At 41.3% G+C, this 25409-nt stretch carries 24 protein-coding genes; 9 read left to right on the top strand and 15 right to left on the bottom strand.

All coding sequences use genetic code 11. The annotated features are described in order from the left end of the window. Positions 1-20: 20 nt before the first annotated feature. Positions 21-1025, top strand: a complete 1005-nt coding sequence (gene pheS, locus IPO83_06415; protein ID MBK9730902.1) for a phenylalanine--tRNA ligase subunit alpha — start codon at positions 21-23, stop codon at positions 1023-1025. 219 nt (positions 1026-1244) lie between these two features. Here the strand turns inward: pheS and IPO83_06420 are convergent, their stop codons facing one another. Next, positions 1245-2657: a hypothetical protein gene (locus IPO83_06420; protein ID MBK9730903.1), complete on the bottom strand. Its 1413-nt coding sequence runs from the start codon at positions 2655-2657 to the stop codon at positions 1245-1247. Between the two features lie 376 nt (positions 2658-3033). Between IPO83_06420 and IPO83_06425 the strand changes: the two genes are divergently transcribed. Genes IPO83_06425 through IPO83_06435 form a run of 3 tightly spaced genes read left to right on the top strand, consistent with a single transcriptional unit; the run spans position 3034 to position 5584 of the window. After that, positions 3034-3894 (top strand): 3-hydroxybutyryl-CoA dehydrogenase, encoded by an 861-nt coding sequence (locus tag IPO83_06425; protein ID MBK9730904.1) that lies wholly within the window; start codon positions 3034-3036, stop codon positions 3892-3894. Positions 3895-3949: 55 nt separating this feature from the next. Next, entirely contained in the window at positions 3950-5149 is a 1200-nt protein-coding gene (locus IPO83_06430) for a PQQ-dependent sugar dehydrogenase (GenBank protein ID MBK9730905.1), read from the top strand. 54 nt (positions 5150-5203) lie between these two features. Next, positions 5204-5584, top strand: coding sequence for a cupin domain-containing protein (locus IPO83_06435; protein MBK9730906.1), 381 nt, complete (start codon positions 5204-5206; stop codon positions 5582-5584). A 19-nt stretch (positions 5585-5603) separates the two neighbouring features. On the opposite strand, the gene IPO83_06440 is transcribed toward IPO83_06435, so the two are convergent. Next, complete coding sequence (locus tag IPO83_06440) at positions 5604-6938, bottom strand: phenylacetate--CoA ligase (GenBank protein MBK9730907.1); 1335 nt, start codon at positions 6936-6938, stop codon at positions 5604-5606. A gap of 441 nt (positions 6939-7379) precedes the next feature. Here IPO83_06440 and IPO83_06445 point away from each other — a divergent pair, with 441 nt between their 5' ends. Then, entirely contained in the window at positions 7380-8960 is a 1581-nt protein-coding gene (locus IPO83_06445) for a S8 family peptidase (protein ID MBK9730908.1), read from the top strand. A 41-nt stretch (positions 8961-9001) separates the two neighbouring features. Here IPO83_06445 and IPO83_06450 read toward each other — a convergent pair whose 3' ends face one another. Further along, on the bottom strand, positions 9002-10375 hold the full coding sequence (locus IPO83_06450; GenBank protein MBK9730909.1) for a GIY-YIG nuclease family protein: 1374 nt from the start codon (positions 10373-10375) through the stop codon (positions 9002-9004). A gap of 358 nt (positions 10376-10733) precedes the next feature. Between IPO83_06450 and IPO83_06455 the strand changes: the two genes are divergently transcribed. Next, positions 10734-11366, top strand: coding sequence for a LysE family transporter (locus IPO83_06455; GenBank protein MBK9730910.1), 633 nt, complete (start codon positions 10734-10736; stop codon positions 11364-11366). A gap of 69 nt (positions 11367-11435) precedes the next feature. Here IPO83_06455 and IPO83_06460 read toward each other — a convergent pair whose 3' ends face one another. The 3 genes from IPO83_06460 to IPO83_06470 all read right to left on the bottom strand — a co-directional run bounded on the left by IPO83_06460 (position 11436) and on the right by IPO83_06470 (position 15275). Beyond that, complete coding sequence (locus IPO83_06460) at positions 11436-12902, bottom strand: glycosyltransferase family 39 protein (protein ID MBK9730911.1); 1467 nt, start codon at positions 12900-12902, stop codon at positions 11436-11438. Between the two features lie 242 nt (positions 12903-13144). Continuing rightward, the gene (locus tag IPO83_06465; protein MBK9730912.1) at positions 13145-13987 is read right to left on the bottom strand and encodes a hypothetical protein; all 843 of its coding nucleotides are present in this window, start codon (positions 13985-13987) and stop codon (positions 13145-13147) included. Between the two features lie 442 nt (positions 13988-14429). Further along, positions 14430-15275 (bottom strand): OmpA family protein, encoded by an 846-nt coding sequence (locus tag IPO83_06470; GenBank protein ID MBK9730913.1) that lies wholly within the window; start codon positions 15273-15275, stop codon positions 14430-14432. 161 nt (positions 15276-15436) lie between these two features. Between IPO83_06470 and IPO83_06475 the strand changes: the two genes are divergently transcribed. Beyond that, the gene (locus IPO83_06475; protein MBK9730914.1) at positions 15437-15895 is read left to right on the top strand and encodes a DUF4920 domain-containing protein; all 459 of its coding nucleotides are present in this window, start codon (positions 15437-15439) and stop codon (positions 15893-15895) included. A 110-nt stretch (positions 15896-16005) separates the two neighbouring features. Here the strand turns inward: IPO83_06475 and rimO are convergent, their stop codons facing one another. The 6 genes from rimO to IPO83_06505 form a co-directional block, all read right to left on the bottom strand. Then, a complete protein-coding gene (rimO, locus tag IPO83_06480; GenBank protein ID MBK9730915.1) occupies positions 16006-17316 on the bottom strand; it encodes a 30S ribosomal protein S12 methylthiotransferase RimO in 1311 nt (436 codons plus the stop codon). 69 nt (positions 17317-17385) lie between these two features. Beyond that, positions 17386-18342 carry a signal recognition particle-docking protein FtsY gene (gene ftsY / locus IPO83_06485; GenBank protein MBK9730916.1) on the bottom strand — a complete coding sequence of 319 codons (957 nt, stop codon included), beginning with the start codon at positions 18340-18342 and terminating at the stop codon, positions 17386-17388. Between the two features lie 135 nt (positions 18343-18477). Beyond that, positions 18478-18666 carry a DUF4295 family protein gene (locus tag IPO83_06490; protein ID MBK9730917.1) on the bottom strand — a complete coding sequence of 63 codons (189 nt, stop codon included), beginning with the start codon at positions 18664-18666 and terminating at the stop codon, positions 18478-18480. A gap of 8 nt (positions 18667-18674) precedes the next feature. Beyond that, a complete protein-coding gene (rpmG, locus tag IPO83_06495; protein MBK9730918.1) occupies positions 18675-18857 on the bottom strand; it encodes a 50S ribosomal protein L33 in 183 nt (60 codons plus the stop codon). Positions 18858-18932: 75 nt separating this feature from the next. After that, positions 18933-19169 carry a 50S ribosomal protein L28 gene (rpmB, locus tag IPO83_06500; GenBank protein ID MBK9730919.1) on the bottom strand — a complete coding sequence of 79 codons (237 nt, stop codon included), beginning with the start codon at positions 19167-19169 and terminating at the stop codon, positions 18933-18935. 373 nt (positions 19170-19542) lie between these two features. Then, positions 19543-20811, bottom strand: a complete 1269-nt coding sequence (locus IPO83_06505; GenBank protein ID MBK9730920.1) for an MFS transporter — start codon at positions 20809-20811, stop codon at positions 19543-19545. Here IPO83_06505 and IPO83_06510 point away from each other — a divergent pair. After that, positions 20729-20899 (top strand): hypothetical protein, encoded by a 171-nt coding sequence (locus IPO83_06510; protein ID MBK9730921.1) that lies wholly within the window; start codon positions 20729-20731, stop codon positions 20897-20899. The genes IPO83_06505 and IPO83_06510 overlap by 83 nt on opposite strands. 423 nt (positions 20900-21322) lie before the next feature. On the opposite strand, the gene IPO83_06515 is transcribed toward IPO83_06510, so the two are convergent. Next, positions 21323-21670: a 4Fe-4S dicluster domain-containing protein gene (locus IPO83_06515; protein ID MBK9730922.1), complete on the bottom strand. Its 348-nt coding sequence runs from the start codon at positions 21668-21670 to the stop codon at positions 21323-21325. 130 nt (positions 21671-21800) lie between these two features. Between IPO83_06515 and IPO83_06520 the strand changes: the two genes are divergently transcribed. Then, complete coding sequence (locus IPO83_06520; GenBank protein ID MBK9730923.1) at positions 21801-22808, top strand: acyl-CoA reductase; 1008 nt, start codon at positions 21801-21803, stop codon at positions 22806-22808. Between the two features lie 17 nt (positions 22809-22825). On the opposite strand, the gene IPO83_06525 is transcribed toward IPO83_06520, so the two are convergent. Next, complete coding sequence (locus tag IPO83_06525) at positions 22826-23968, bottom strand: cysteine desulfurase (GenBank protein ID MBK9730924.1); 1143 nt, start codon at positions 23966-23968, stop codon at positions 22826-22828. Positions 23969-24001: 33 nt separating this feature from the next. Then, positions 24002-25393 carry a phosphoglucosamine mutase gene (glmM, locus tag IPO83_06530; protein MBK9730925.1) on the bottom strand — a complete coding sequence of 464 codons (1392 nt, stop codon included), beginning with the start codon at positions 25391-25393 and terminating at the stop codon, positions 24002-24004. Positions 25394-25409: the final 16 nt, after the last annotated feature.

Raw genomic sequence — 25409 nt, forward strand, 5'->3', positions numbered from 1 at the left:
TTTGCGCAACAGAACATTTTATGGCAACAGAACTATTCGACAAGGCAGCAGCAATTTTGAAGGAACTGGAAACGGACGTAATTTCAGATGCGGCAGCGCTTGAACAATTCCGGATACGGTATCTCGGCAGCAAGAATATTATCAAGGATGTGTTTGCTGAGATGAAGCAGGTGCCGAATGAACGCAAGAAGGAGTTCGGGCAAGTGGTGAATGCATTGAAGCTAAAGGCCGAAGAAAAATTCCAACTTTTTAAAGAGCAGTTATCATCAACAGTAGTTGCTGCAAGAACGGAAGCTGTTGATCTTTCAATGCCGGGAAATCCTGTTGCATTGGGTTCAAGACATCCGGTTGCCGTGATTCGTAAAAAGGTGATTGATATTTTTGGCCGCATCGGTTTCCAGGTGGCGGAAGGCCCGGAGATTGAAGATGAATGGCACAACTTCACGGCATTAAATATTCCTGAAGATCATCCTGCGCGCGATATGACGGATTCATTCTACATCGAAAATCCAGGAGTTATTCTTCGTTCTCAAACCAGCAATGTGCAGATACGCGTAATGGAAACGCAAAAACCTCCGATCCGGATTATTGCACCGGGACGTGTATACCGCAATGAAACCATCACTTACAAACATCATGTAATCTTTCATCAATTGGAAGGATTATACGTTGATAAAAATGTTTCTTTCGCCGATCTGAAACAGACGATGTATTATTTCTTCAAAGAATTTTTCGGCGATGATTTCGAATGGCGTTTCCGGCCTTCCTTTTTTCCGTTCACTGAAATATCCGCTGAGTTAGATATCAGGCGGAAAGGAACTGAAAAATGGATGGAGATTCTCGGTTGTGGTATGGTGCATCCGAAAGTGCTGGAGAATTGCAAGATTGATCCGGAAGTTTATACCGGCTACGCCTGGGGAATGGGCATTGAAAGATTGGTGCTGCTCAAATATGATATTCCTGATATCCGCATGTTGTTTGAAAATGATGTGCGGTTTTTGGAACAGTTTGAGGCTGCGTGGTGAGGTGGGTTGAACAGGTGAATGGCTGCATTGCTAAATGGTTAAATGATTGCGGCGAAGCCGAAGTACAGATGCACTGAACAAACCATGATGCGTTGAATACCAGGATCGAAACAGTTAATGCCGCCTTAAACAGTGCTCCGGCTTCACCATAACCATATAGCCATAAAACCATCCAACCATTCAACTTATTTACCTACGATGGATCGCATTCCTGATTTCTCAGAAAACCAATTTATTCAGTGCCTTCACCATATTTCTGCGGTTACTGTATATTACTTTAAACTCCGTGGCAAGCGTTTTTGATATCTCAACACCTGTAGGCAACGATTGAATCTTGCGAAGAATTTTTACAACATACTCATAATGTTCGCGACCCATATTCTGCTCCGCATAGCGGCGCAATGCCTTGCGGTAGATCTCTACTATTTCCTCCGGAAACTTGTCTTTCAGCAGGTCGTAATAATCTTCTGCAAACTCGAGCGATGCATTTTTCTGCACCAGTGCAAGCAGCCGCGGCCAGTTCTTTTCTTCTATAAAAATTGTTGCCAGTGCACGAATGCCTTTCAAACCAAAATGGGTCTCCGCTTTTAGTGTGCTGATAATTTTTTCCACTTCAGGTCTCCACTTTTCAGCATCATAAGTTGTCTTTACTGTACGATAGTATTCGATCCTGAACTGATCATAAAACAATCGCAAACCGGTTTGCCGGATATTGCGCACATCATTTTCCAGCAATGCAATTTTTAAAATCAACTCATCCCATTCGGAACTTTCGTATAACCGTCCCTTTTGCTGATCACTTCGCTTGCTCTCTTTTAGTAATTCCTTTGCAGCGTCAAAGTCATTTTTTAGAATGTATTCATCAATAAGTTGTCGCCTGAATGTTCTGATGCGCAGGTTATCTTCCACCACTTTTTGCGCGTCTTCCTTCCTTCCCATACTTTCAAGCAACTGCATTTTTTTCCGGAGAAAAAATTCTTCGTAGCGCTCATTGATGGTATTTTTCTGTCGACTTCCTGTTTCTGTAATCAGCTGATCAAGGAGGTTAAGCAAACGGAATTGCTGCTCCTCATTCTTTGCGGCATCCGACAGCAGATCGAACCAATAGTCTTCTATTCCGGTGTTACGATATTCAGGCCGTGTTGCTTCCTGCAAAGCAGTTTCAAAAATGAGCTCCTTCAGTTGAGTGCCGGCATCAATATTTACAATGGTATCAAGCAATGAAAACGACTTGATGACTTTTCCACGCAGTAAAAATTCCTGATCCTCCTCACGACCGATCAGTGGATGAATTAATTCAATCAATGCAATAGCCAAATAAAAAGGATCGAGGTAATTTTTTATTGCTAACTGATCTGCCGCCTGCTGTAGTAAGGCATCTAAACGTGTTGCAACAGTTTGAAAGTAATGGTTTTCTTTTTCGTTATCGCGAATGACCTGTTCGATAAGAAGCAGGTATTTTTCTTTGCCTGAAATCTTAAGCCTGTCTGCAAACTTCAGGAGGAATTCTGTTTCAAATGCTGTGTTTTGTGCGGCATACGATTCCATAAATTCCCGCAGCTCTTTGTCCTTTACTTTTTTCAGTAAAGGAGCAAGCAAAGCGGATGTGGAATGATGTGGTGCCTTTTCCATTTTCAACGGCAGGTGGTAAACGATGAGCTTGTGTAATTGATGCTACTGATCTCTATGCGCAAGTTTTCAAAAAAAGCAGTTTAACTCGTAAAGATAGCAAGATGGCAGGAAGTTAAGTTCATCACCAATCGAAAGAGTGAAAGAAGTTTTATGCCGTCAGCATATTTATCGCCAAGGCGCTAAGCAAGCAAAGGAAATACCCAATTGCCTTTACGGGCTTAACGCATCGGCGAGCACCTGTATATTAATTGTGACCATGGTTTTTGAAAACCTTAAATAGTTTATCGTGCATGCGAAATATGACAAGATAAAATTACTCACAGAACAACCGTAAATTGCAGTTACTGTTTTAAAACACTGTCCTTATCATAACCAGGTGAAAACGATAACACAAATCCATTCCATCGCCGTAGTGGGTGCGGGTACGATGGGTGCCGGAATCGCGCAACTTGCAGCTCAGGCCGGTTATGAAACGATTTTATACGATGTGTCTGCAACAGCGGTCAGAAAAGGAATTACCGGAATTACGAATAACCTGGCCATTGCAATGGAGAAGAAGAAGATAGATTCGGCAGGAAAGGAAAGTATACTGTCACGCATTCTTCCTTCCAATAATTTTAACGATCTGGTTGCAGATGTAGTGATTGAAGCGATTGTGGAACGATTGGAAGTGAAGACAACGCTTTTCCAACAGTTAGCTAAGCTGACAAATGATAGAGAGACTATTTTTTGTTCCAACACCTCTTCCATTCCTATTACGCTGCTGGCTAAGGAAATTCCGTATCCGGAAAGAATAGCGGGCATGCACTTTTTCAACCCCGCGCACCTGATGAAATTAGTGGAAGTTGTTTCCGGTGAAAAAACGGATGCTGCCTGCGCGAAAACCATCTGTGCCCTCGCATTAAAAATGGGCAAGCAACCGGTGATGACGAAAGATAAGCCGGGTTTTATCGTCAACCGCATTGGCAAATTGTATCATACTGAATCTTTAAAAATTCTTGAGGAACACATTGCATCTGTTGAAACGATTGATCAATTGCTGGAAGCAAGCGGATTCAGGATGGGACCTTTCAAACTGATTGATCTGATTGGAGTGGATGCGAATCTTAATGTTACGAAGTCGTTGTATGAATTATCTGACCATGAAGCGAAGTTCAGGCCGAGCGTCTTGCAACAACAATTGGTGGATGACGGATTCCTGGGAAAAAAATCAGGCCGTGGTTTTTATGAATATTAGCTTTTGATACAGGAACCGCATGTTCAAACTGAAGACTCATAAAAAAATAATTACGATGAAATTATTGGTTGCATTTCTGCCTTTGGTTTTAATGATCTCGCTATCCTGTTCGATTGATACAGGAGAGGACAATACTATTATTTACAGTGTAACATTAAAAAAAATTACCGGTGGGCTGGAAGCACCTATAGGCATGGCAGCACCGGATGACAATAGCGGAAGATTGTTTGTAATTGAGCAACGTGGCATAATTAAAATTATTAAGAACGGTCAACTCATTGTTCAACCTTTTTTAAATATTGAAAACAAGCTTGCTAAGGTGAGCGAAGGCTATTCTGAAAAGGGATTGCTGGGCATCACTTTTCATCCGGATTTTAAAAATAACGGAAGGTTGTATGTTTATTATTCTGCACCAACCCATACAAAAGGAATGGATCACAAAAGCAGGATTGCATCGTACACAGCTTCATCGAATCCAGATGTTGCCAACACTGCTGAACAGATTATTCTTGAAATAGATGAGCCTGAATCTAATCACAACGGTGGACAAATCTGCTTTGGTCCTGATGGTTATTTATATATAGGGGTTGGCGACGGCGGCGGAGCCGGCGATAAACATAATGTGAATGGAAACGGACAAAATCTGAATTCTCTGTTAGGAAAAATCCTTCGCATTGATGTAAATAACAGCAGTGCATATAAAATTCCGCCTGATAATCCCTTTGTAAACAAGGATGGAGCTGATGAAATTTTTGCTTATGGTTTTCGCAATCCGTGGAGGTTTTCATTTGATTTTAAAACAGAAAGTTTATTCTGTGCGGATGTCGGGCAAAACGAATATGAAGAAGTTGACCTTGTTGAAAAGGGCAGGAACTATGGCTGGCGCATTATGGAGGGAACACATTGTTACAATCCGTCCACAGGTTGTCAAACAGCAGGGCTTACATTTCCCATTGATGAATATTCACATGCTGAAGGAAAGAGCGTAATTGGTGGTTATGTTTATCGCGGAACCTCATCTCCTGATATGCAGGGAAATTATTTTTTTGGCGACTGGACAGGAAAAATATTTATGCTGTTAAAGTCTTCTGCTTCCAATCACTGGGAGCGACGAGTGATGACAGTTAAAGGTGTGGAAGGTGATTTTTACATCAACAGCTTTGGTGAAGGAGCAGATAAAACTTTGTATGTAATGGGACAGCCATCCATTGGCACTCAACGATCAGGCATGTTGTATCAATTGGTGTTCGAGTAGTACAATCGACCTGGGAAACGGGGTTGCGACATTGACTTTTAAAAATTGAATGGTATGAATAAAATTGATCTTTCGGGGAAATTATCTTTGTTCAACGATCACTGGAATCCGCGCATTATTGATGAGTTGAATGAAAATTATATCAAGCTTGTAAAATTGCAAGGCGATTTTATCTGGCACAGTCATGACCATGAAGATGAATTATTTGTGGTTTTGAAAGGAAAGTTGCTGATGGATTTCAGGGATGAAACAAATGAATCAGGGATCAGAACAGTGGAAATTAATGAAGGTGAAATTATTGTTGTTCCGAAACGAATGGAACATCGCCCACACAGTGATGACGAAGTTCATATTATGCTGATCGAACCTAAATCTGTGGTCAATACAGGTGAAACAGAAAATGAATTGACACGAAAGGAATTAGACAGGATTTAACCGGTTTCATCCGCACCGCTTAAGTTTTTCTCAAATCCTTTATCCGGTTTAATTTACCCCCTTCACTCCTTGGCAACCTGTTGTAATTCTGAATGCTCACTTTCATGGTGAGACCAATCGTATCCTTTATTTTTTTAGAAAGCCGGTATGTAAGCTCACGCACAAAATCCGATTCCATATGTTCTTCAATGCGTTGAAAATTATTTTCCCGGTAGATTTGCTCTTCCAATTCTACCATCACTTCCACCTCATCCATCGCGCCTGTTCTTGAAACCACCATTTGATAGTGTGGTGCCAATTCAACCATGCCCAGCAAAACTTCTTCCACTTGCGTAGGAAATAAATTCACGCCGCGGATAATCAGCATGTCATCAGCACGGCCGCGGATAGGTCCCATTTTAATGTGCGACCGCTTACTGCTTTTATCGTAATACAAATTGGTGATATCATTCGTCCAGTAGCGTATCAGGGGCAATGCTTCTTTTGTGAGCGTTGTAAAAACAAGCACACCTAATTCGCCTTCCGGTACAGGTTCACCTGAATCCGGATGAACGATCTCCGGAAAAAAGTGATCTTCCCAAACATAACTTCCACTACCGCGTTCTTCAAAATCTTCCTGCGAAACGCCCGGACCAATGATCTCACTTAATCCATAAATATTGGTGGCAATCACGTTGAGTGATTGTTGAATCTCTTCGCGGATGGTTTCCGTCCAGGGTTCCGCGCCAAGCAGCATATATTTCAGCTTCAGCGCCTGCTGACCAATGCCCCGATTCCTGATTTCTTCTGCCAGGGCAAGTGCATAGGAAGGCGTACAACACATTACTTCAGGTTGAAAATCGCGGAGCAACAAAATCTGCCTGTCAGTCATACCACCGGAAACCGGAATCACTGCCATGCCTAACTTTTCTCCTCCGTAATGCAGTCCAAGTCCGCCCGTGAATAAACCATAACCATAAGCATTTTGAAGTTTCATTCCGGGTCTCGCTCCCGCTGCAACTAACGACCGTGCATTCACCTCCGCAAACAATTCCACATCGTTTCTGGTGTAGCCAACTACTGTAGGTTTGCCGGTGGTACCGCTTGAACAATGAATTCTCACCACTTCCTTCATCGGCACGGCAAACAATCCAAATGGATAATGGTCACGCAAATCAGTTTTTCTGGTAAAGGGAAGCTTGTGCAAATCCTCTATCGATCTGATGGAGGACAGTTGAATATTTGCATCCTGCCATTGCTTCCTGTAAAAAGGCACTTGTTGATTCACGTAATGCAACAAACGGATTAACCGCTCAGATTGCAGGGATCGTAGTTGCGGAAGTGGAAGTGTCTCTATGTATTGATTAAAATACATTCAGCATTATAAGTGGTTGAAATTATGGAATGCCCGAAGAAAAATCCGCATTTTTCAGTTCAGCAAAATGCAGGATGTTATCAGATAGTAAAACAACAGGCGAATACTCTGCTGCCGGATTACTCAGCTTAACATGCTTTCTCTTTTCTCTCGTTGCAATTTAATTGTTGTGTTTGCAATGAACCTGATTAGATTTAAGGACTCATTCTGTGCGGATGCCGGTATGTCGAATGCAAATTTCCATTGGTCGAAAATCAGAATGAAAAACATGAATTTGCCTTGTTATGTAGTACTTTCGGCACTCTTTTTACACTGCTCATTTTTAACGATGAGAATTTAACGGACACTTGCTTTTTGTAAGCCGGAATTCAATTGTATGAAGGTAATGCAGTACATTTTCTAATTCAGTTTTCTCCATAAATAATAAACATGAATAGCCCAATGCTGGTCAGAAAAATCTGTGTAATGCTTCTTGCGCTTATTTTGAACGTGAATACGCAGGCACAGTCGCCTCCGAAAAACTGGTTTCAACTTGATCCTGTGACAGATGGTTATTTTGGAGTAAGCAGCGATAAAGCGTATGATGAATTGTTAAAAGGCAGAACAGGTCAACCGGTGATTGTTGCCGTTATCGATGGCGGAACAGATATTAATCACGAAGACCTGAAAGCCAACATCTGGACCAACGTAAATGAAATTCCCGCAAACGGTATTGATGATGATAAGAATGGATACATTGATGATATACACGGCTGGAATTTTATTGGTGGCAAAACAGGGAATGTACAATACGATACTTTTGAACTCACACGTCTCTATAAAATGCTGAATGACCGGTTCGGCAGCAAAAATTCCGCAGCAATTACTACGGCAGAACGCGCAGACTACAATCGATACCTCGGTATTAAAAATGATTTTGAAAGACTGTCAAAAGAACCTGTATACAATTATCAATTTTACAAAAGCGTAAAGCAGGCTATCACCAACCTGCTTGCAGATTTGGGTAATGAGAATCCAACATTGGAGGAGTTACAAGCTTATCAGCCAACCGGCGACACATTGATGATTGCACAACAAATGCTGATTTCTATAATGAAAGAAGGCAACTCTGTAGCTGAAATAATGGAGGAATTGAAATCAGAAGCAAATGACGTAGCCACTGACGCGCTCTACCATTACAATCCGGATTTTGATCCACGCAGCATCGTGGGCGATAATTATGGAGATGATACGGAACGGTATTATGGAAATGCTGATGTAAAGGGCCCCGATGCCACGCATGGAACACATGTGGCAGGAATAATTGGCGCTGACCGTACCAATGCCATTGGCATAAATGGTGTTGCTGACCATGCGCGACTCATGATTTTGCGGGCTGTGCCGGATGGAGATGAACGCGACAAGGATGTTGCCAACAGCATCCGCTATGCGGCAGATAATGGCGCGAAAGTGATCAACATGAGCTTTGGCAAAGCGTACGGCTATGATAAAAAAGCTGTTGATGATGCTGTAAAATATGCTGCTTCCAAAGATGTTTTACTCGTGCATGCCTCAGGAAACGATGCGATCAGCAATGATAAAAATGCGCGTTTTCCAAGTGATCAGTTTACAGATGGAACCACCGCACCAAACTGGCTGGAAGTCGGAGCATCATCTTATGGTAATAACGTGGCTTCTTTTTCCAATTATGGTAAGAAAAATGTGGATGTGTTTGCACCCGGCGTGGCCATTTATGCGACAGTGCCCGGAGACAAGTATCGCAACCTTCAAGGCACCAGCATGGCATCGCCGGTAGCTGCCGGCGTGGCAACAATGCTTCGTTCCTACTTTCCACAACTTACTGCACCACAGGTAAAGGAAATAATAAAACAGTCAGTTGTGAAGATGGAGAAGAAAGTGGATCTGCCTGTATTACCTGATGATAAACCCAAAATGGTGAAGCTGAAAAAAATAAGCGCTTCCGGCGGAGTAGTGAATGCATACAACGCGGTTCAACTGGCGATTAAGGAAACCTCAAAATAGTTTCCTGCTGTTGATCATATCAGGTGATTGCTTATTGATTATCAGCTGGCCGTAATGATTTTGTAGTCGGAATATTTTCGCATATACGTCTGAATAATTCCCTGCACTTCACGATTGTCTTTGTAATGCTCAATGGATTCTTTTGCTGTATAAAAATTTTGTGGCGTCTTTTTCCTACCGAGAAAACCAAACCCAAGATATTTACCATCTTCCATCACAATCACACTACATTCATCTGAAGATCTTCCGGCACCAATAAGCGCATAACTTTTGCGGTCTGATTTAATCATCATCAGCGTTTCATTTATCCGGAGATTATAGGCAGCAGCGCTCACTTTACCACAACATGCACCATCGCAAATGCCGGAAGCATGATCGTAACAGGCATCATTTGAACGTTGTAGTCCGCACAACTTCGGACACAATTTGAATTCACGTAATTTTTCCAAGAGGAAACTACGCGCGGCTTCCAGTGAAGCAAAAGAGGCTACCGGACGATCAAGCGATTTTAATTTTCTGATGCCGAAACGTTGATATCCTTTTCCGTCTTCATAACAATACAAACCATAGTTGCCGTCTGTAATTTTTTGCGCCGCGTTAAAAGGTGGAAAATGTTTTTTGATCTCGGCGGATTCGAGCAGCATGGCCACGAGTTCGTTGCCACAGAGCCGGTAATTGATGCGGTGAATCTGGTTCATCAGGCGCGTACTGGATCGTGTGGACGAAGTGCCCGAAAAATGACTCTGCACTCTTTTCTTTAAATGCTTTGCTTTCCCGACATACAACACTTTTCCATGCGCATCCAGGAAATAATATACACCCGCTGTTTCCGGTAATGTTGTTACTGCATCCTTCGGGAGATTAGGAGGAAAATTAAATTCAGCCGTCTTTTTTTTCAGAAATCCTTCAATCACACCTTCTTTATCTGTGCGCTGTAAATAACTGAATACTTCCAATGCTGCCTCAGCATCACTTTCTGCACGGTGAACAGACCGTTGCGTAATCTTCAAGAAGCGGCACAAATAATCCAGCGCGTAAGATTTTAATCCGGGAACAATCTTCCTGCTAAGGCGCAGCGTGCACAATGTTTTTCGTTGAAATATTTTTCCTTCACGTTGAAATGCCTGCTTCAGAAAAGTGTAGTCGAAATGAGCATTGTGCGCAATTAAAGTACGGTCGCGTGTGAAGAATTCAATTTCATCTGCAATGGATGAAAACGATGGAGCATCATCAACCATCTCGTTGGTGATTCCTGTTAACTGGCTGATAAAAAAGGGGATGAAAGAATCAGGACGCACAAATGTGATGTACCGGTCAGTGATTTTTTCTCCATCGAAATTCAGTATGGCAATCTCCGTGATGTGGTGACGTTGTGCATGATTACCGGTAGTTTCTATGTCTAGTATGGAATACATGGATGCAAGGTGCGGAACAATGACAATAAGAAAGAGTAAAATCCTTTTATCAACCGGACTTCATGAACATTTGTAAAACGGAAAACCAAATTTAACCCGGATTTTCCATTTGCAACATACCGCTCCACTTCAATTTAGAATTACTATGGATTTGCTCAGATTTTTCATGCAAGAAATACCTGACAGACTACGAACAGTTATATACGTCAGGCTCAAACCCTCTTCTGATTTCAACTAAATCATTCAGGTTTTGATATTTTAATGTATTGCGCAGGAACACTTAGAGAAACAATTCTGAAAATTTCAGGTTTATTTATACCTTCCAAAAGTTAAGCTTGGATTCCTAAAATATTTATGCATGCATACTCTATATGAACTCATTTACAAAGGAGTGTTTTTAGGAGTGATCACTGCATTTTCATTTGGTCCGATCTTCTTTACCATTATTGAAACCAGCATTACCCGCGGACATCGTCTTGCGATCAGCATTGCCATTGGAGTGTTGCTAAGTGATATCCTCATCATTGGCGCATCATTTTTAAGTGTCGGAACATTGATGCAGAATGAAATTATCTCCAATGCGATCGGAGCCGCCGGCGGAGGATTGCTGCTCATTTTCGGGCTCTATCATTTATGGAAGCCGGTTGCGACACCTAAAACGGTTGACATCACCAGACCGTCACATTTCAGCCACCTGTTGTTTGTTATCAAAGGCTTGGTGATTAACACCCTAAATCCGTTTGTATTTATTTATTGGTTGAGTGCAGTTAGCATTGTATCCGTAGACAAAGACTATAATGAAGCGGAGAAGATCATGTTTTTTGGTGCCGCCGTTTTGTGTAATTTTTTCTTCGACCTGGTAAAAACGTTTCTCGCGAACAGGCTGAAGCACCTGATGACGCAACGTACTATGAATTTTATTTCAAAAGCCGTGGGTTGTGGCATTATATATTTTGGAGCGCGGCTTTTATACAAGACCATTATTACGTGATAATGTACTTGATCAGGTATCATTAATGCAATTCCTAATTCTTTATTTTTAATTCTCAATCCCAAATCATCAATTACGATTAGTATCAATAGCATAGAGCTCCCATCCATCAGGATAGGAGCTGATAATTTTAAGTTGATGGTTTTCATTAAGAAATGACCAGTTCAACATTGGATTTTGATCTTTAAAATGTTTAGAAAAGTAATTGTAATTAAAGAGCAACAATGAATTTGAATCGGGCTTTGTGATACGATTGAAAAAGATATCAATCACTTTATTTTCAACTTTGTAAGATGTAAGGGCACCTATGATATCACATGTATACACTGTTTGACCGGCATAAGCCTTCAGGGAAACGGCAAACTCTTTTTCAATACAATTGATCGAATAAATTTTTTGAAAGGAATACCAGAAAAGCGACAGTTGAATAATTGCAATCGTTAAAAAGGCAACCCATTTAAGTTTCGTTGTGGAAAAATACCGCGCTTCTAATCTCAAAAATGCAGAGTAGAAAATCAGCAACACAAACGGGAAACTTTGCAACAGGTAACGATTGTTCTGGTAATGCAATCCGGCAATGAATAATCCGTAAGCAATTATCATCACTGTTATCATTCTGATTTCTATCGCGGCAAAATCATTCCGTTTCAGAAAAAAAATAAAAATGATTCCCGCAAAAAGAAAAGCCGGATGAATAATGTTGAAGGTTGAGGCAGCAAGATTCCAGCAATCATACTGCTGAGCGCCATCCGGATTTTCAAAACTGCTTCTGAAAAAATTCAGTGGAGACCAGGCGTATGCATTCGAAGCATAATCAATAAAGAAATTTCCTTCAGAAGTTTGCAGAAAGAGAATTCTTCCGCGTATCAGCCAGTCAGGAAAGAAAGTGCCAGCAAAAATAAGTATCACAACTGCCACTGCTTTATAGTCTTTAGCCATCCATATTTTTCTCAATAAAAGAAGAGCTGGAAACAGGAGTAGGATGCTTACGGCATATCTTGTAGACAATCCAAATCCGGCAAACAAGCTAAATAATGCTGCATATTTTAGAAGTGGTGTTTTCCAGTAACGAATGGCATAATAAACAGATGCAGTCACTAAAAACAGGCAAAGCATATCCGACATATCCAGCAATCCGAACCTAAACACATAGGGCGACAAAAAAAAGAAAACGAAAAGGTAGCTTGTGGTCAATCGTTGCTCAGTAAACAAAAACTGAATTAACTTCTTCAGATAAATAAAAGCAGCAGCTAAAAAAATCATGGATACTAATTGGAGCGCCGCAATATCATTCCACATAATTTTTGAAAACAACCATGCAATCAGCGGATAGAAAAGGGGGAAATACGAATGTTCAATTGTCACTCCTGATTGAAAATACAAATTCAATGCACGGGTAAGTCGAAGGTATTCATGAGCATCCTGACCATACAGCCCGTTGAATTGCATGCAGATGACGGCCAACATTTGACAACCGATTAAAAGCCCGGCCACCACAAAATTGTTGGGTGAAGAAATAATGACCGGAATTTTCATGCTAGACTTTCTGATGATAGGCAGGAATCATCAAAGATATTCAGATAGAAGACAAAATGGTAAAGAGGAGTTTTTACCTCCGATAAACATTTACTATAATATTTACCTTAATATCCCGCGGAAAAAATATTCATGCATAATTAAACCTGATTAAATTCTTTCTTACCAGGTTTTCATGGCTCAGAAGTAAAAACGGGAAACCGCTTGCGCAGTTTCCCGTTGTATTTTAAAATTGAATTTAACTATAGATGAATCACTTTTTCTGTTCCACCATTTACTTTCACAACGGCTAAATTATCACAATCACCATTTCCATAATCAATCGACATTACGTCCGTTCCGTGGGTTATCTTTTTAACGCCACTAACTATCCAGGCACATGCATCCTTTACAAGAGGTTCTACAATCTGCACTGTAAAAGACTGACCAAGCTGGTCTGTTCCTGAACTTCCACCGGTAATAAGGAATACGTCATCATTAGGATCCGGTGTACCGATTCCCTGCGTCCATTCACGATCCCGGTTAGCTGTCCAGGTAATGGTAGAGCCATCAATAAATGTAATCGTTGCAGCTGTAACATCAATGGAAAAATGCACATTTCCATTTGCATTTAATCCCAGGTTTGTGATGGTCTTTGTAAACTGATATTGGTTTAGTGTATCTGTTGAAGTACCGACAAAATAATTTTCGGTTGTCACAGTCTTCACCGTTCCAACTTGCTGCATGGGACCTGTCCAGGAAATTTTAATGATACCTGTGCGGTATTTGCTATCCCAATCACTTAAACACGGAGTGTTTCCAAAATCTACAGTTACAGATTTAGGTGTAACCATCGTGTCATAAGTAACGGTTGCACAGGCAGGTAATTGATCAAAAAGGCCGCGCGTGCCGGAGATACGATCATAAGCAACAATATTTGCAATATCATCTATCATTGCTGATTCGTTATCTGCGACAGCTTCACTTCTAGCCGCTGAAATATCAGTATTCAGAAATGCGCCAGGAGCAGGATCTTTTTGACATGCTGTGAAAATCGAGGCGCCACTTATAAGCAGCGTTCCGAGAATTAATTTGGTTGATTTCATAGTTGAAAATTTTTAGTACAAACATCACTTTTCAACTACCATGCCATAGGAGTATTGTTTTATACGACACAACTATGACAAACAGACTTAACCAAACATTATGTTTTGCTAATAAAACAGAATGCCACTAAATTTCAGTCGATTAAGGATGTAATATTTTCAAGATTGGTTCACGGCAGGATTCTTTTTTGCCAGCAGCTTGTATCATATATATTATCAGCAAAATGCCAAAGAACCATTTTAATCGAATTGCATATCAACATTATTTAATTTCTTTTATATGCAATCTTCCTTTATTGGTATTACGATTAATCCGGATTTTTCATTTGCAAAGGCTGCTGCTTTGGATCGCCTTATAAATAGTGTCCTGCTATTAAGTTAAAAAACAAAAGGCAGCGAATCGGTCGCTGCCTTTTGAGGCAAAAAAATCTCACGTCAGTTATTATTTCTGGGTCTCCAGCAACTTAAAAAACTGATCCAACTGTGGCAGAATGACAATGCGGGTGCGGCGATTTGCAGCACGTCCTGCGTCAGTGTCATTCCCGGCAACTGAAATATATTCACTTCTTCCGGCAGCAATCATACGCTTCGGATCAACAGCATAATCCTTTTGCAGAATGCGTGTTACAGCAGTTGCACGCAATACGCTCAGATCCCAATTGTCTTTTATAAAACTGGTTTTGATGGCTTTGTTGTCAGTGTGACCTTCCACCATAAACTGTATGTCAGGTTGTGCGTTTACCACCGCGGCAACTTTGCCTAACACTGCTTTAGCAGCAGGGGTTACTTCATAGCTACCACTTTTAAACAGCATCTTGTCGGAGATAGATATGAAAACCGCGCTTCCTTCCACCTTAATTTCAACATCCTGATCATTCACATCCTGCAATGCGCCTTTCAGATTCATGACCAACGCCATGTTCAAGGAGTCTTTTTTCGCCATCGAAACCTGCAGGTCTTTAATATAGGCATCTTTCAGGTTCAGGTTATCCAACGATTTCTTGATGCTTTCGGCCTGTGTTGCAGAAATCACGGAGAGGTTTTGTAATTGATTGACCGCAGTCGTGTAATTTTCTTTATAGAAAGCATTTTCCTTTTCAAGGTCACTCAATTTCTTATCATTAATTTCCTTTTGGGTGAGACAGGTTTTTAATTGGTCTTCCACTTTCGCATAATCCGTTTTTAAGGAATCATACTTTGCCACCTGGCTGTTAAATTTTTTTGTGCTTACACAGGAAGTCATCACCATCGACAAGGCAATGAATAACGTTAGATTTCTCAGATTCATAGTTTTTTTAGATTTAGCGCAAAAATAAGTCATGTAACTCAATTCTTTCTATTTTGAAAGTATACGTTTCAATGATTATTATCATACGCAATGTACTGTTGTTTCAAAGTCATTTGCATTGATTGTGGATTACTGTATTTTTGGCAAAAATTCCATCTATCATGACAACTTTCCGATTCGTTTTCACCATGTTGTTAAGCATTGCATTGACAGGCCGTTTGTATGCCCAGGAAGCTGCGTATTTCGGAAAAAAAATTGATGATAAAGGTGCCATATCAATGGCCAGTCTTGAAAAAGAGTTGGAAAATAAAGACACACTGAAAACCAAAGTCACCGGCAAGGTGGTAGAATGCTGCCAGGCGAAAGGCTGCTGGATGACTATCGATAAAAGTGATGGAACTACCATGCGTGTAAAATTCAAAGACTATGGATTTTTTGTTCCAAAAAACAGTGCTGGAAAAACGGCGGTAATGGAAGGCATCGCCATGGTGGAAACAGTTTCGGTAGATGAGCAACGCCATTATGCGGAAGATGCCGGAAAATCAAAAGCAGAAATTAAGGCTATCAACAAGCCGAGCCGTCAATTGGTATTTGTTGCGGATGGTGTAATTCTCCGGTAGAGACGCGCTGCATCGCGGCTTTTACTAATAAATATTTTTCAGTGCCATTAGTATTTAGGTGGCAAATACCATGATAGGAGGAGACGCAAAGCATTGCGTTTCTACACAAATCAAACCGGTTCTCCGTACAAATCAAATTCTTCGGCATGTGTGATTTCAATATTGGCAAAATCACCAACACGCAGATAATGTTTAGCAGCATCAATCAACACTTCATTATCTACTTCAGGAGAGTCAAATTCAGTTCTTCCTATAAAATAATTTCCTTCTTTCCGATCAATTAAAACCTTAAATTTCTTACCGACTTTTTGCTGGTTGAGTTGAAAAGAAATTCCTTCCTGAACTTCCATGATACGGGCAGCACGCAATTGCTTTTCTTCTTCCGGAACATCATCTGTTAATTCGTATCCGGAAGTTCCTTCTTCATGCGAATAGGTGAATACGCCCACCCGTTCAAATTTTATTTTTTCAATAAATTCAATCAGTTCCGCTACATCCTTTTCCGTTTCGCCCGGAAAGCCCATCAACATAGTCGTCCGCAGTGCAATGCCCGGCACCTTTTCACGAATCGTTGCAATCAATTCATAAATTTCCGGTTTTGAAATCTGTCTGCGCATTCTGCTGAGTACCGGATCGCTGATGTGCTGCAATGGAATGTCTAAATAGTTACAGATATTATCGCGTTCACGAATCACATCCAGCATTTCGATCGGAAATTTGCTGGGATAAGCATAATGCAAACGAATCCATTCCAAACCCTGAACATCCGCTAAAACATGCAGTAGTTCAGCCAGTCTGCGTTCTTTGTAAATATCCAATCCATAGTAAGTGAGTTCCTGGGCAATCAGAATAATTTCCTTCACACCGTTTCTCACCAAACCTTTTGCTTCCGCAACAATGTCTTCCATCGGTTTGGAAACATGCTGACCGCGCATCAATGGAATAGCGCAAAAGGAACAGGTGCGGTTGCAGCCCTCAGAAATTTTCAAATACGCATAATGTTGCGGATTGATCATCAGCCGCTCACCAATTAATTCATGTTTATAATCCGCTCCTAGCTTATGCAGCAATGCAGGCAATTCCATGGTGCCGAAGTAAGCATCCACCTCCGGAATTTCCACTTCCAATTCGTTCTTATAGCGTTCGCTTAAACAACCGGTAACATATAATTTTTGAATGCCGCCTTCATTTTTAACATTCGCATATTCAAGAATGGTATTCACTGATTCCTCTTTTGCCCGATCAATAAATCCGCAAGTATTGATGATCACAATATCACTGTCAGCATTTTCCTTTTCATGTGTCACATCAAAAGCGTTCGCCCGCAATTGTCCCATCATCACTTCACTGTCCACCATGTTCTTTGAACAGCCAAGTGTGATTACGTTGATGGTGGGCTTATGAATTGATTTCGTGCGCATTTTTTTTCAGTTAATGATCAGCAACTGTAATGACTCAATGACCAATGACCAATGACCAATGACTTTTACCTATTTCCCCTCAAACAAAGACTCCACAAACTCATTGCGATTGAAAACCTGGAGTTGATTTATTTTTTCTCCTACTCCAATATATTTAACCGGAATTTTGAACTGATCGGCAATGCCAATTACTACGCCGCCTTTGGCTGTTCCATCTAATTTTGTGAGTGCAATGGCAGTAACTTCAGTTACCGCTGTAAATTGTTTCGCCTGTTCAATCGCATTTTGTCCGGTTGATGCATCCAGCACCAGCAGCACTTCATGTGGTGCATCAGGCATCACTTTCTGCATCACTCTTTTAATTTTGCCCAACTCATTCATCAGGTTCACCTTGTTGTGAAGCCTTCCTGCTGTATCAATAATAATCACATCCGAATTGCGGCTTACACCTGATTGCAATGTATCGAAAGCAACGGCAGCAGGGTCGGCGCCGGTAGGTTGCTTTACAATAGGTACACCCGCTCTTTCGCTCCAGATGGTAAGCTGGTCAACAGCTGCAGCGCGGAAAGTATCGGCAGCACCCAACAAGACACTCTTCCCTTGCTGCTTGAATTGATGCGCGAGCTTTCCGATTGTAGTCGTTTTTCCAACACCATTCACGCCCACTACCATAATTACATAAGGGTGAATATTGGAGGGAATTTCAAAATCGTTTGCCGGGGCACCCGTAGCTTCCGATAGAAGCTGTACCATCTCTTCTTTCAGAATCCGGTTGAGATCGGAAGTGTTTAAATATTTGTCACGTGCCACGCGTTCTTCCAACCGCTTAATAATTTTCACTGTTGTTTCAACGCCAACATCAGAAGCCACCAGTGCTTCTTCCACATCATCAAGCGCCTCATCGTCAACTGTTGCTTTTCCAGCTACCGCCTTGGCAATTTTGGTGAAAAAATTCTCCTTGGTTTTTTCCAACCCTTTGTCGAGGTCTTCCTTTTTTTCTTTGCTAAAGAATTTGAATAGGGCCATAGGAGTTATTTTTTGTTAACGACATGATTGTCGCAGTAGTTGTTTAATCACGCGACATGTATGTCGCGATACGGGTTCAAACAAAAAAAGCTCCTCCCAAATGAGAGAAGCTTTCGGATTTCCTGATGGGAAGGATTATTGACCGTTAGCCAGAAATTCCTTCACCTTGTCCTTGTGTATCATTTTCTCTTTAAAAACATAAGCGCCGGATTTATCGGAGCGCTCAGAAACGATCACACGAACAAACGCTTTGGAAGCAGCCGACTGTGCCGCATCTTTTACAACCTTCGCGTTCTTGGATACTTTACCTGCATCTTTTGCCATAATTGTGCTTATTTAATTTCTTTATGAATGGTATATTTTTTCAGCGTCGGATTGTATTTTTTCAATTCGATCCGGTTGGGAGTGTTCTTCTTGTTCTTAGTTGTGATGTATCTGGAAGTACCCGGCATGCCAGTGGTTTTATGCTCTGTGCATTCCAGAATCACCTGCACCCTGCTTTCTTTCTTTGCCATTGTTTCTAATTACGCTTGAATCTTTGAAAATAATTGGTTCCTGCTGATAACCCTTTAAGGGCTTTGCCAGCACATTTAAACGGTAACGCCTCTTTCCTTCATTTCCCGCAACACAGCCGAAATCCCCTTCTTGTTAATCGTACGAATGGCTCCGGTAGAAATTTTGAGTTCTATCCAACGGTTTTCTTCAGGGATAAAGAATCGCTTTTTCTGCAGGTTCGGCATAAAACGGCGGTTCGATTTGATGTTGGAATGCGACACTTTATGGCCGCTCATCGACTTCTTCCCGGTTACTTCACAAACTTTCGACATGTTGATAAATTTAAAAATGGACGGCAAAGATAGCACAAGTTTCCTTTTCTGCAAACGGAAGAATGAAGTTTGAAAGGTTTGAAGGTTTGAAGGGTTTGGGTGGTTTGAAATGTTTATATGGTTTAGGTGTTTTGAAATGTTTGGGTTGGTTAGCTCTTCAATGGGAAGTCCAGAGTCCTTGGTTCTGAGCCTGTCTTTAATCTTGTGGAAAATCCTACCTTATAAGCCACAAATTAATATTCCTAATTCGTAGTCAATGCCAATGCCTAATGCCTAAATTCGCAACATGCCTAATGCTGCTATAATCCGATAAAGGCCTAATTGCTTCATCTTATCGCCTAGCCTTTAATTCCTAATTCCTAATTCCTAATTCCTAATTCACCTGCTCCTGAAGTTTCCGCATATTAAGTTTTCGGATCGACGGTGAAATGTATGCCGTAAGAAATACAATCAGAATGGTCATTGATCCGCCAAAAATGACGGAAGGGACAAGTCCCATCAGTTTAGCGGCTACTCCTGATTCAAAGGCGCCAATCTCATTGGAAGAACCCACAAATACATTGTTTACGGCTGAAACCCTGCCTCTCATGTGATCCGGCGTCATCAGTTGCAGAATGGTTCCGCGAATAATGACGCTGACACTGTCAAAAGCACCGGTAAGAAACAGCAGCAACAGGGAGAGATAAAAGTTTGAGGAAAGCGCAAAGCAGATGGTGGCGATTCCAAATCCTGCAATAGCCAGTAACAGATTCCTGCCGGCTTTACTCATAGATGGGCGGTGGGCCATGAAAAGTCCGGTAATCACAGAGCCAACAAACGGAGCTGCCCGCATGATGCCCAATCCTTCCGGACCCACTAAAAGAACGTCCGCAGCAAAAACCGGTAACATGGCCACTGCTCCGCCAAATAGAACAGCAAAAAGATCAAGCGATAGCGTACTTAGCACGACAGGATTTTTAAAAACAAACCTGATTCCTGCTGTCAACCCCGCCATTAATGGTTCCTTTTTATCACTAACAGGCAAAGGTCTTGAAGGAATCTGTAAAAATAAGGACGCATTCAAAACCAGGAAAAAACAAAGCATGCCATACGCCCAACTGATCCCTGCGAAACCATAGACCAGACCTCCAATAGCCGGACCGGAGATAGCAGCAAATTGCCACGTATTTGAAATCCAGGTAACACCATTGGCAAATAAATTCCTTGGAACGATCTGCGCAAAAAAAGCAGTGATGGCAGGTGCCAGAAAACCCCTGGCTATTCCTATCAGGAAAATGATTACATAAATGGGGAAGGTGTGGTACTTTTCGAGCAAATGGCTGAAAGGCAACGTGAAAAAAAACAAACTTCCGGAGCACAAAATCAGCAATAGCGAAAAAATGATGATTAGTTTTCTGCGTGCTATAATATCCGCAACATGACCGCCTAATAAGGAGGAAATAATATAAGGTAATGCCTCCGTCAATCCGATTAAGCCCAGTGAAAGTGGATCTTTAGTGTAGGAATAAACCTGCCAGCCGACAATTACAGCCTGCATCTGGAGTGCCATAGTAATAAACATGCGCGCCAATAGGTATAGCCGGAAATCTCTGACTTGTAACGAAGCATATGGTTGGTGGAGAGGAGTTGGTTCGTTGGACATATTATCCCGTGAAGATAAGATGGAAGTTGGAGACCCGACTGAACCGGATACTAATAAGGTGAATGACAATCACGCAAAGAATTTCTAAAAGTATTTTAACACTTAACAGCATTTAAAGACAGACCACAATGGTTTCTTTACTTTTAAAGACTAAACTATTGTTAAACCCTTAGAAGTTCCTATGATTAATCAATATAATTGTTACATCGCTTACCCTTCGGCTGCGCTCAGGGTGCGCTTCTGGCAAAGCCGAACCAAAGAGCATTGTAAAAAAATTAATTGATTTCAAAACAGATTCTTAGAAAAAGAGTGACTCGCAAACGCGCTAAGCATGCCATAAAAACATCGAATGTTGCTTTCCGGTAATTTAGTATGAATCGGAAATTGTCGTTAAAGCCAATGAATCTCTATCAATCAATTAAGAAAGTGTAAATTATTCACGGTAGAAAGAGTTCCAAATAAAAAGCCCTATCAGGATTTCTGAAAGGGCTTTCGTTTATGTGTTCGTGGTTCAGACGTGCATCTTGGCTTTCTTTTCCAGCAATTGTTCTTTCGTTTCCACATGTTCCGGATCAGGTACGCAGCAATCTACCGGGCAAACGGCAGCGCATTGCGGTTCCTCATGAAATCCTTCACATTCTGTACACTTGTTTGGAACAATGTAATAAATGTCGTCGGAAATAGGAGGAAAACGCTGATCAGCATCTACCGCTGTGCCATCAAGCAAAGTAACACTCCCTTTAACAGAGGTTCCATCAGCAACTGCCCATTCAGCACCGCCTTCATAAATCGCATTATTCGGACATTCCGGTTCACAGGCGCCGCAGTTAATGCATTCTTCAGTAATTCGAATAGCCATAGTTCTTAGTTTTGCGTCGTCAAAATTATAAAAGAAACCAGCTTTTCAAGCAGGTTCACCGTTTAAAATATTTCAACCGTTAATTGTTGTTGCAGCAAAGTACTATCAAAACTGTTGCTGAACAATGAAAATACATCGTATGAACTTAGAAAAAAGAATTACGTCCATCAGTCAGCTTGCAAAAGCATTGAACACAGGAGCACAGGAAGTAAAAGACATTGCCGAAACCGCTTTTCTGCACAACAAATGGTTTACACGCGACAACACTTTTCGAATGATGGAAAATATCCGCGATCAGTTTTTGCCGGGTGAAAAACTGGAGGCATGGCTTTCAAAATATTCCCTGAAAGAACCGCATCCACAAAAAACAGTGGGATTAATTATGGCGGGAAATATTCCGCTCGTTGGTTTCCATGATTTACTTTGTGTATTGCTTTCCGGTAACAAAGCACTTATTAAACTATCTTCAAAAGACAACATCCTTTTGCCTTGGCTCCTCGAAAAATTATTTGAAACGGATGAACAATGGCGTTCACAAATCACCATCGCTGAATTACTCAATGGCATGGAAGCGGCGATTGCCACGGGCTCCAACAATTCCTCGCGGTACTTCCATTATTACTTTTCAAAATTTCCGCACATCATACGCAAAAACCGCGGATCGGTGGCGGTGCTTACAGGCAATGAATCAAAAGAAGCATTGCAACTTTTAGGGAATGATATTTTTTCTTACTTCGGTCTTGGATGCAGAAATGTTTCAAAACTGATGGTGCCGGAGCAATATACTTTTGACTTTTTCTTTGAAGCAATAGAGCCGTTCCGCAAAGTGATTGAACACAACAAATACAAAAACAACTTCGATTACAATCTGACTTTGCTTATGATGAATAAAGAACCGCACTTCAACAACGACTTTTTAATGTTGCGGGAAGATGAACGCATTGTATCACCTGTTGCGATGTTGCATTATGAACGATATAAAAACGAGGACTCTCTGCGGGAAAAACTTGCAGGAAAACAAGAAGAGATTCAATGTATTGCAGGAGAGAAATTTATTCCCTTGGGAAAAACGCAATGGCCGGAGTTATGGGAGTATGCAGATCATGTTGATACCCTTCAATTCCTGAATAATCTCTGAACAGTTTTCTGTTTCAATTAAACAGTAACCGGCTCGCCCACTAGTTCTTTCAGCTTTGCGATCACGAAGTCCACTTCGTCCTTCGTATTGTTTTTAGAAAACGAAAAACGGATAGCGACTCTATTCGAATCAGCATGAATGGCTTCAAGCACATGCGAATTTTCGTTACTGCCTGAACTGCATGCACTTCCACTCGAAGCACAGATACCAGCCATATCCAGGTTGAACAACAGCAATTGTGATTTATTATTCATGGGAAAAGACACGTTCAATACCGTATACAAACAATTTCCATCCACATCACCATTAAAAACCACATCCGGTAAATTGCTCTTCAAAGATTCCTTCATATAGCTGCGCACTTCCGTAATCTGTTCCCGGGTTTCTTCAAAGTGCTCATAACCGGTTTCCAGTGCTTTTGCAAGGCCTACAATGCCATAAACATTTTCTGTTCCGGCACGCATATTTCTTTCCTGTGCCCCGCCAAAAATCAGTGGTGGAATTTTTATCGAATGATGTATGTATAAAAATCCTGTTCCTTTTGGACCGTGAAATTTATGAGCGGCACCTGAAATAAAATCCACGGGTGTCTTTTCCAGGTCAAAAGGAAAATGAGCAACAGTCTGTACTGTATCACAATGAAATAAGGCATTGTATTTTTTACAAATTGTTCCCACTTCGTTAATGTCCATCATGGTTCCGATCTCGTTGTTGGCATGCATGAGTGTTACGAGACATCTCTCACCGATTTCGGCAAGCAACTGTTCAAGATGCACAAGGTCAAAACGTCCTTTTTCATCCACTTTTACATAATGCAAATTGACCAGTCCTTTTTTTTCCAACGCTTCCGTAGTGTGCATCACACAATGGTGTTCAATAGGAGAAGTGATGATGTGCTTAATTTGATAAGCCTGTACACCACAGCGTATGGCCATGTTATTTGATTCCGTTCCTCCGGAAGTAAAAAAGATTTCTGAAGGTGTTGCATGAAGGCATTTCGCTACCGTCTTGCGCGCTCTTTCAATTGCAGCGCGTGTTTCACGTCCGAAAAAATGAATGGCAGAAGGATTTCCGAAATGCGATTCCATAAATGGTATCATTGCATCAATCACTTCACGGTCCATCTGAGTAGTGGCAGCATTGTCGAAGTAAATTCTCATAGAAATGGTGGCTGTTATTGAATTACTAAGTTATCAGGTTATGTGGTTTATTGATTTAATGTCTTTGATCACTTTATTTGCAAGCGCATCGGCTTCCTTCAGTTGTTTTGCTTCAGCGTAAATCCTGATGATGGGTTCAGTATTTGAACGGCGCAAATGCACCCAGCTTTTGTTATCAAATTCTATTTTAAGACCATCATCAGTATTCAATTGTTCCTGCGCATATTTTTTTTGCAACGCATCAAAAACCAGGTCGATGTTAACTTCCTTTGTTAGTTGGATTTTATTCTTGGAAATTACATAATTGGGATAGGAAGCTCTGAGTGCAGAACATTTTTTACCTGAAGCAGCGAGGTGTGAAAGAAACAAAGCGATACCTACCAATGCATCTCGTCCATAATGTAATGCCGGGTAAATAACGCCACCATTTCCTTCTCCTCCGATTACGGCCTGCACCTCTTTCATTTTCTTCACCACATTTACTTCACCTACTGAAGCCGCGGAATATTTTCCGCCAGCCATTTCGGTTACATCGCGCAATGCTCGTGTGGAAGAAAGGTTGGAAACAGTATTTCCTGTTTTGCTATTCAATACATAATCAGCAACAGCGACCAAAGTATATTCTTCACCAAACATGCTACCGTCTTCACAAACCAGGGCCAAACGATCCACATCAGGATCTACGGCAATTCCAAGATCGGCTTTGCTGCTCTTTACCTTGGAGGCCAGTGCTTTCAGATTTTCAGGCAATGGTTCCGGGTTATGGGCAAACCTGCCTGTTGGTTCGCAATTGAGCAGTACCACTTCCTTTACGCCAAGTGCCTTTAACAATTTTGGAATGGCAATACCGCCGCTGCTGTTGACAGCATCCACCACAATTTTATATTTTTTTGAGCGGATGGTTTTTACATTCACCTGCTTGAGCGCAAGAATCTTTTTTATGTGCTTGTCAATGTAACTATCATCGTTTTTATAACTGCCCAGCTTGTCAACCGTTGCAAATTGATAATTCGAATTCGCTGCTAACAAAAGCAATTCTTTTCCATCCGCATCAGAAATAAACTCTCCTTTACTATTCAGCAGCTTCAATGCATTCCATTCAACAGGATTGTGACTGGCCGTGATGATAATGCCGCCGGCTGCCTTTTCCTCCACCACCGCTATTTCAACAGTTGGAGTGGTTGACAATCCAAGGTCAATCACATTTATGCCCATCGCTTTTAAAGTGGAAGTAACAAAAGCGGATACCATTTCACCTGAAGTACGCGCATCACGACCGATCACCACTTTATTACTTTTTGATCCTTTTTGCAGCCAGGCACCAAATGCCGCAGTAAACTTCACAATGTCTTCAGGCGTAAGATTATCACCTGCATTACCGCCAATGGTGCCCCTGATACCTGAAATGGATTTAATGAGTGTCAAAGCTTGCGACTTGCGA

Source organism: Chitinophagaceae bacterium, assembly GCA_016717285.1.
Lineage (GTDB): Bacteria > Bacteroidota > Bacteroidia > Chitinophagales > UBA10324 > JACCZZ01.

What these genes read in the sequence shown, in the direction of transcription:
- IPO83_06455 (MBK9730910.1), top strand. Translation starts at nt 10,734, where the DNA reads ATGCATACTCTATATGAACTCATTTACAAAGGAGTGTTTTTAGGAGTG.
- IPO83_06470 (MBK9730913.1), bottom strand. Translation starts at nt 15,275, where the DNA reads ATGAATCTGAGAAATCTAACGTTATTCATTGCCTTGTCGATGGTGATG.
- rpmG (MBK9730918.1), bottom strand. Translation starts at nt 18,857, where the DNA reads ATGGCAAAGAAAGAAAGCAGGGTGCAGGTGATTCTGGAATGCACAGAG.
- rimO (MBK9730915.1), bottom strand. Translation starts at nt 17,316, where the DNA reads ATGCGCACGAAATCAATTCATAAGCCCACCATCAACGTAATCACACTT.
- rpmB (MBK9730919.1), bottom strand. Translation starts at nt 19,169, where the DNA reads ATGTCGAAAGTTTGTGAAGTAACCGGGAAGAAGTCGATGAGCGGCCAT.
- IPO83_06450 (MBK9730909.1), bottom strand. Translation starts at nt 10,375, where the DNA reads ATGTATTCCATACTAGACATAGAAACTACCGGTAATCATGCACAACGT.
- IPO83_06525 (MBK9730924.1), bottom strand. Translation starts at nt 23,968, where the DNA reads ATGAGAATTTACTTCGACAATGCTGCCACTACTCAGATGGACCGTGAA.
- IPO83_06505 (MBK9730920.1), bottom strand. Translation starts at nt 20,811, where the DNA reads ATGTCCAACGAACCAACTCCTCTCCACCAACCATATGCTTCGTTACAA.
- IPO83_06490 (MBK9730917.1), bottom strand. Translation starts at nt 18,666, where the DNA reads ATGGCAAAAGATGCAGGTAAAGTATCCAAGAACGCGAAGGTTGTAAAA.
- IPO83_06460 (MBK9730911.1), bottom strand. Translation starts at nt 12,902, where the DNA reads ATGAAAATTCCGGTCATTATTTCTTCACCCAACAATTTTGTGGTGGCC.
- IPO83_06420 (MBK9730903.1), bottom strand. Translation starts at nt 2,657, where the DNA reads ATGGAAAAGGCACCACATCATTCCACATCCGCTTTGCTTGCTCCTTTA.
- IPO83_06440 (MBK9730907.1), bottom strand. Translation starts at nt 6,938, where the DNA reads ATGTATTTTAATCAATACATAGAGACACTTCCACTTCCGCAACTACGA.
- IPO83_06465 (MBK9730912.1), bottom strand. Translation starts at nt 13,987, where the DNA reads ATGAAATCAACCAAATTAATTCTCGGAACGCTGCTTATAAGTGGCGCC.
- IPO83_06510 (MBK9730921.1), top strand. Translation starts at nt 20,729, where the DNA reads ATGCGCGCCAATAGGTATAGCCGGAAATCTCTGACTTGTAACGAAGCA.
- IPO83_06475 (MBK9730914.1), top strand. Translation starts at nt 15,437, where the DNA reads ATGACAACTTTCCGATTCGTTTTCACCATGTTGTTAAGCATTGCATTG.
- IPO83_06445 (MBK9730908.1), top strand. Translation starts at nt 7,380, where the DNA reads ATGCTGGTCAGAAAAATCTGTGTAATGCTTCTTGCGCTTATTTTGAAC.
- IPO83_06435 (MBK9730906.1), top strand. Translation starts at nt 5,204, where the DNA reads ATGAATAAAATTGATCTTTCGGGGAAATTATCTTTGTTCAACGATCAC.
- IPO83_06515 (MBK9730922.1), bottom strand. Translation starts at nt 21,670, where the DNA reads ATGGCTATTCGAATTACTGAAGAATGCATTAACTGCGGCGCCTGTGAA.
- ftsY (MBK9730916.1), bottom strand. Translation starts at nt 18,342, where the DNA reads ATGGCCCTATTCAAATTCTTTAGCAAAGAAAAAAAGGAAGACCTCGAC.
- pheS (MBK9730902.1), top strand. Translation starts at nt 21, where the DNA reads ATGGCAACAGAACTATTCGACAAGGCAGCAGCAATTTTGAAGGAACTG.
- IPO83_06430 (MBK9730905.1), top strand. Translation starts at nt 3,950, where the DNA reads ATGAAATTATTGGTTGCATTTCTGCCTTTGGTTTTAATGATCTCGCTA.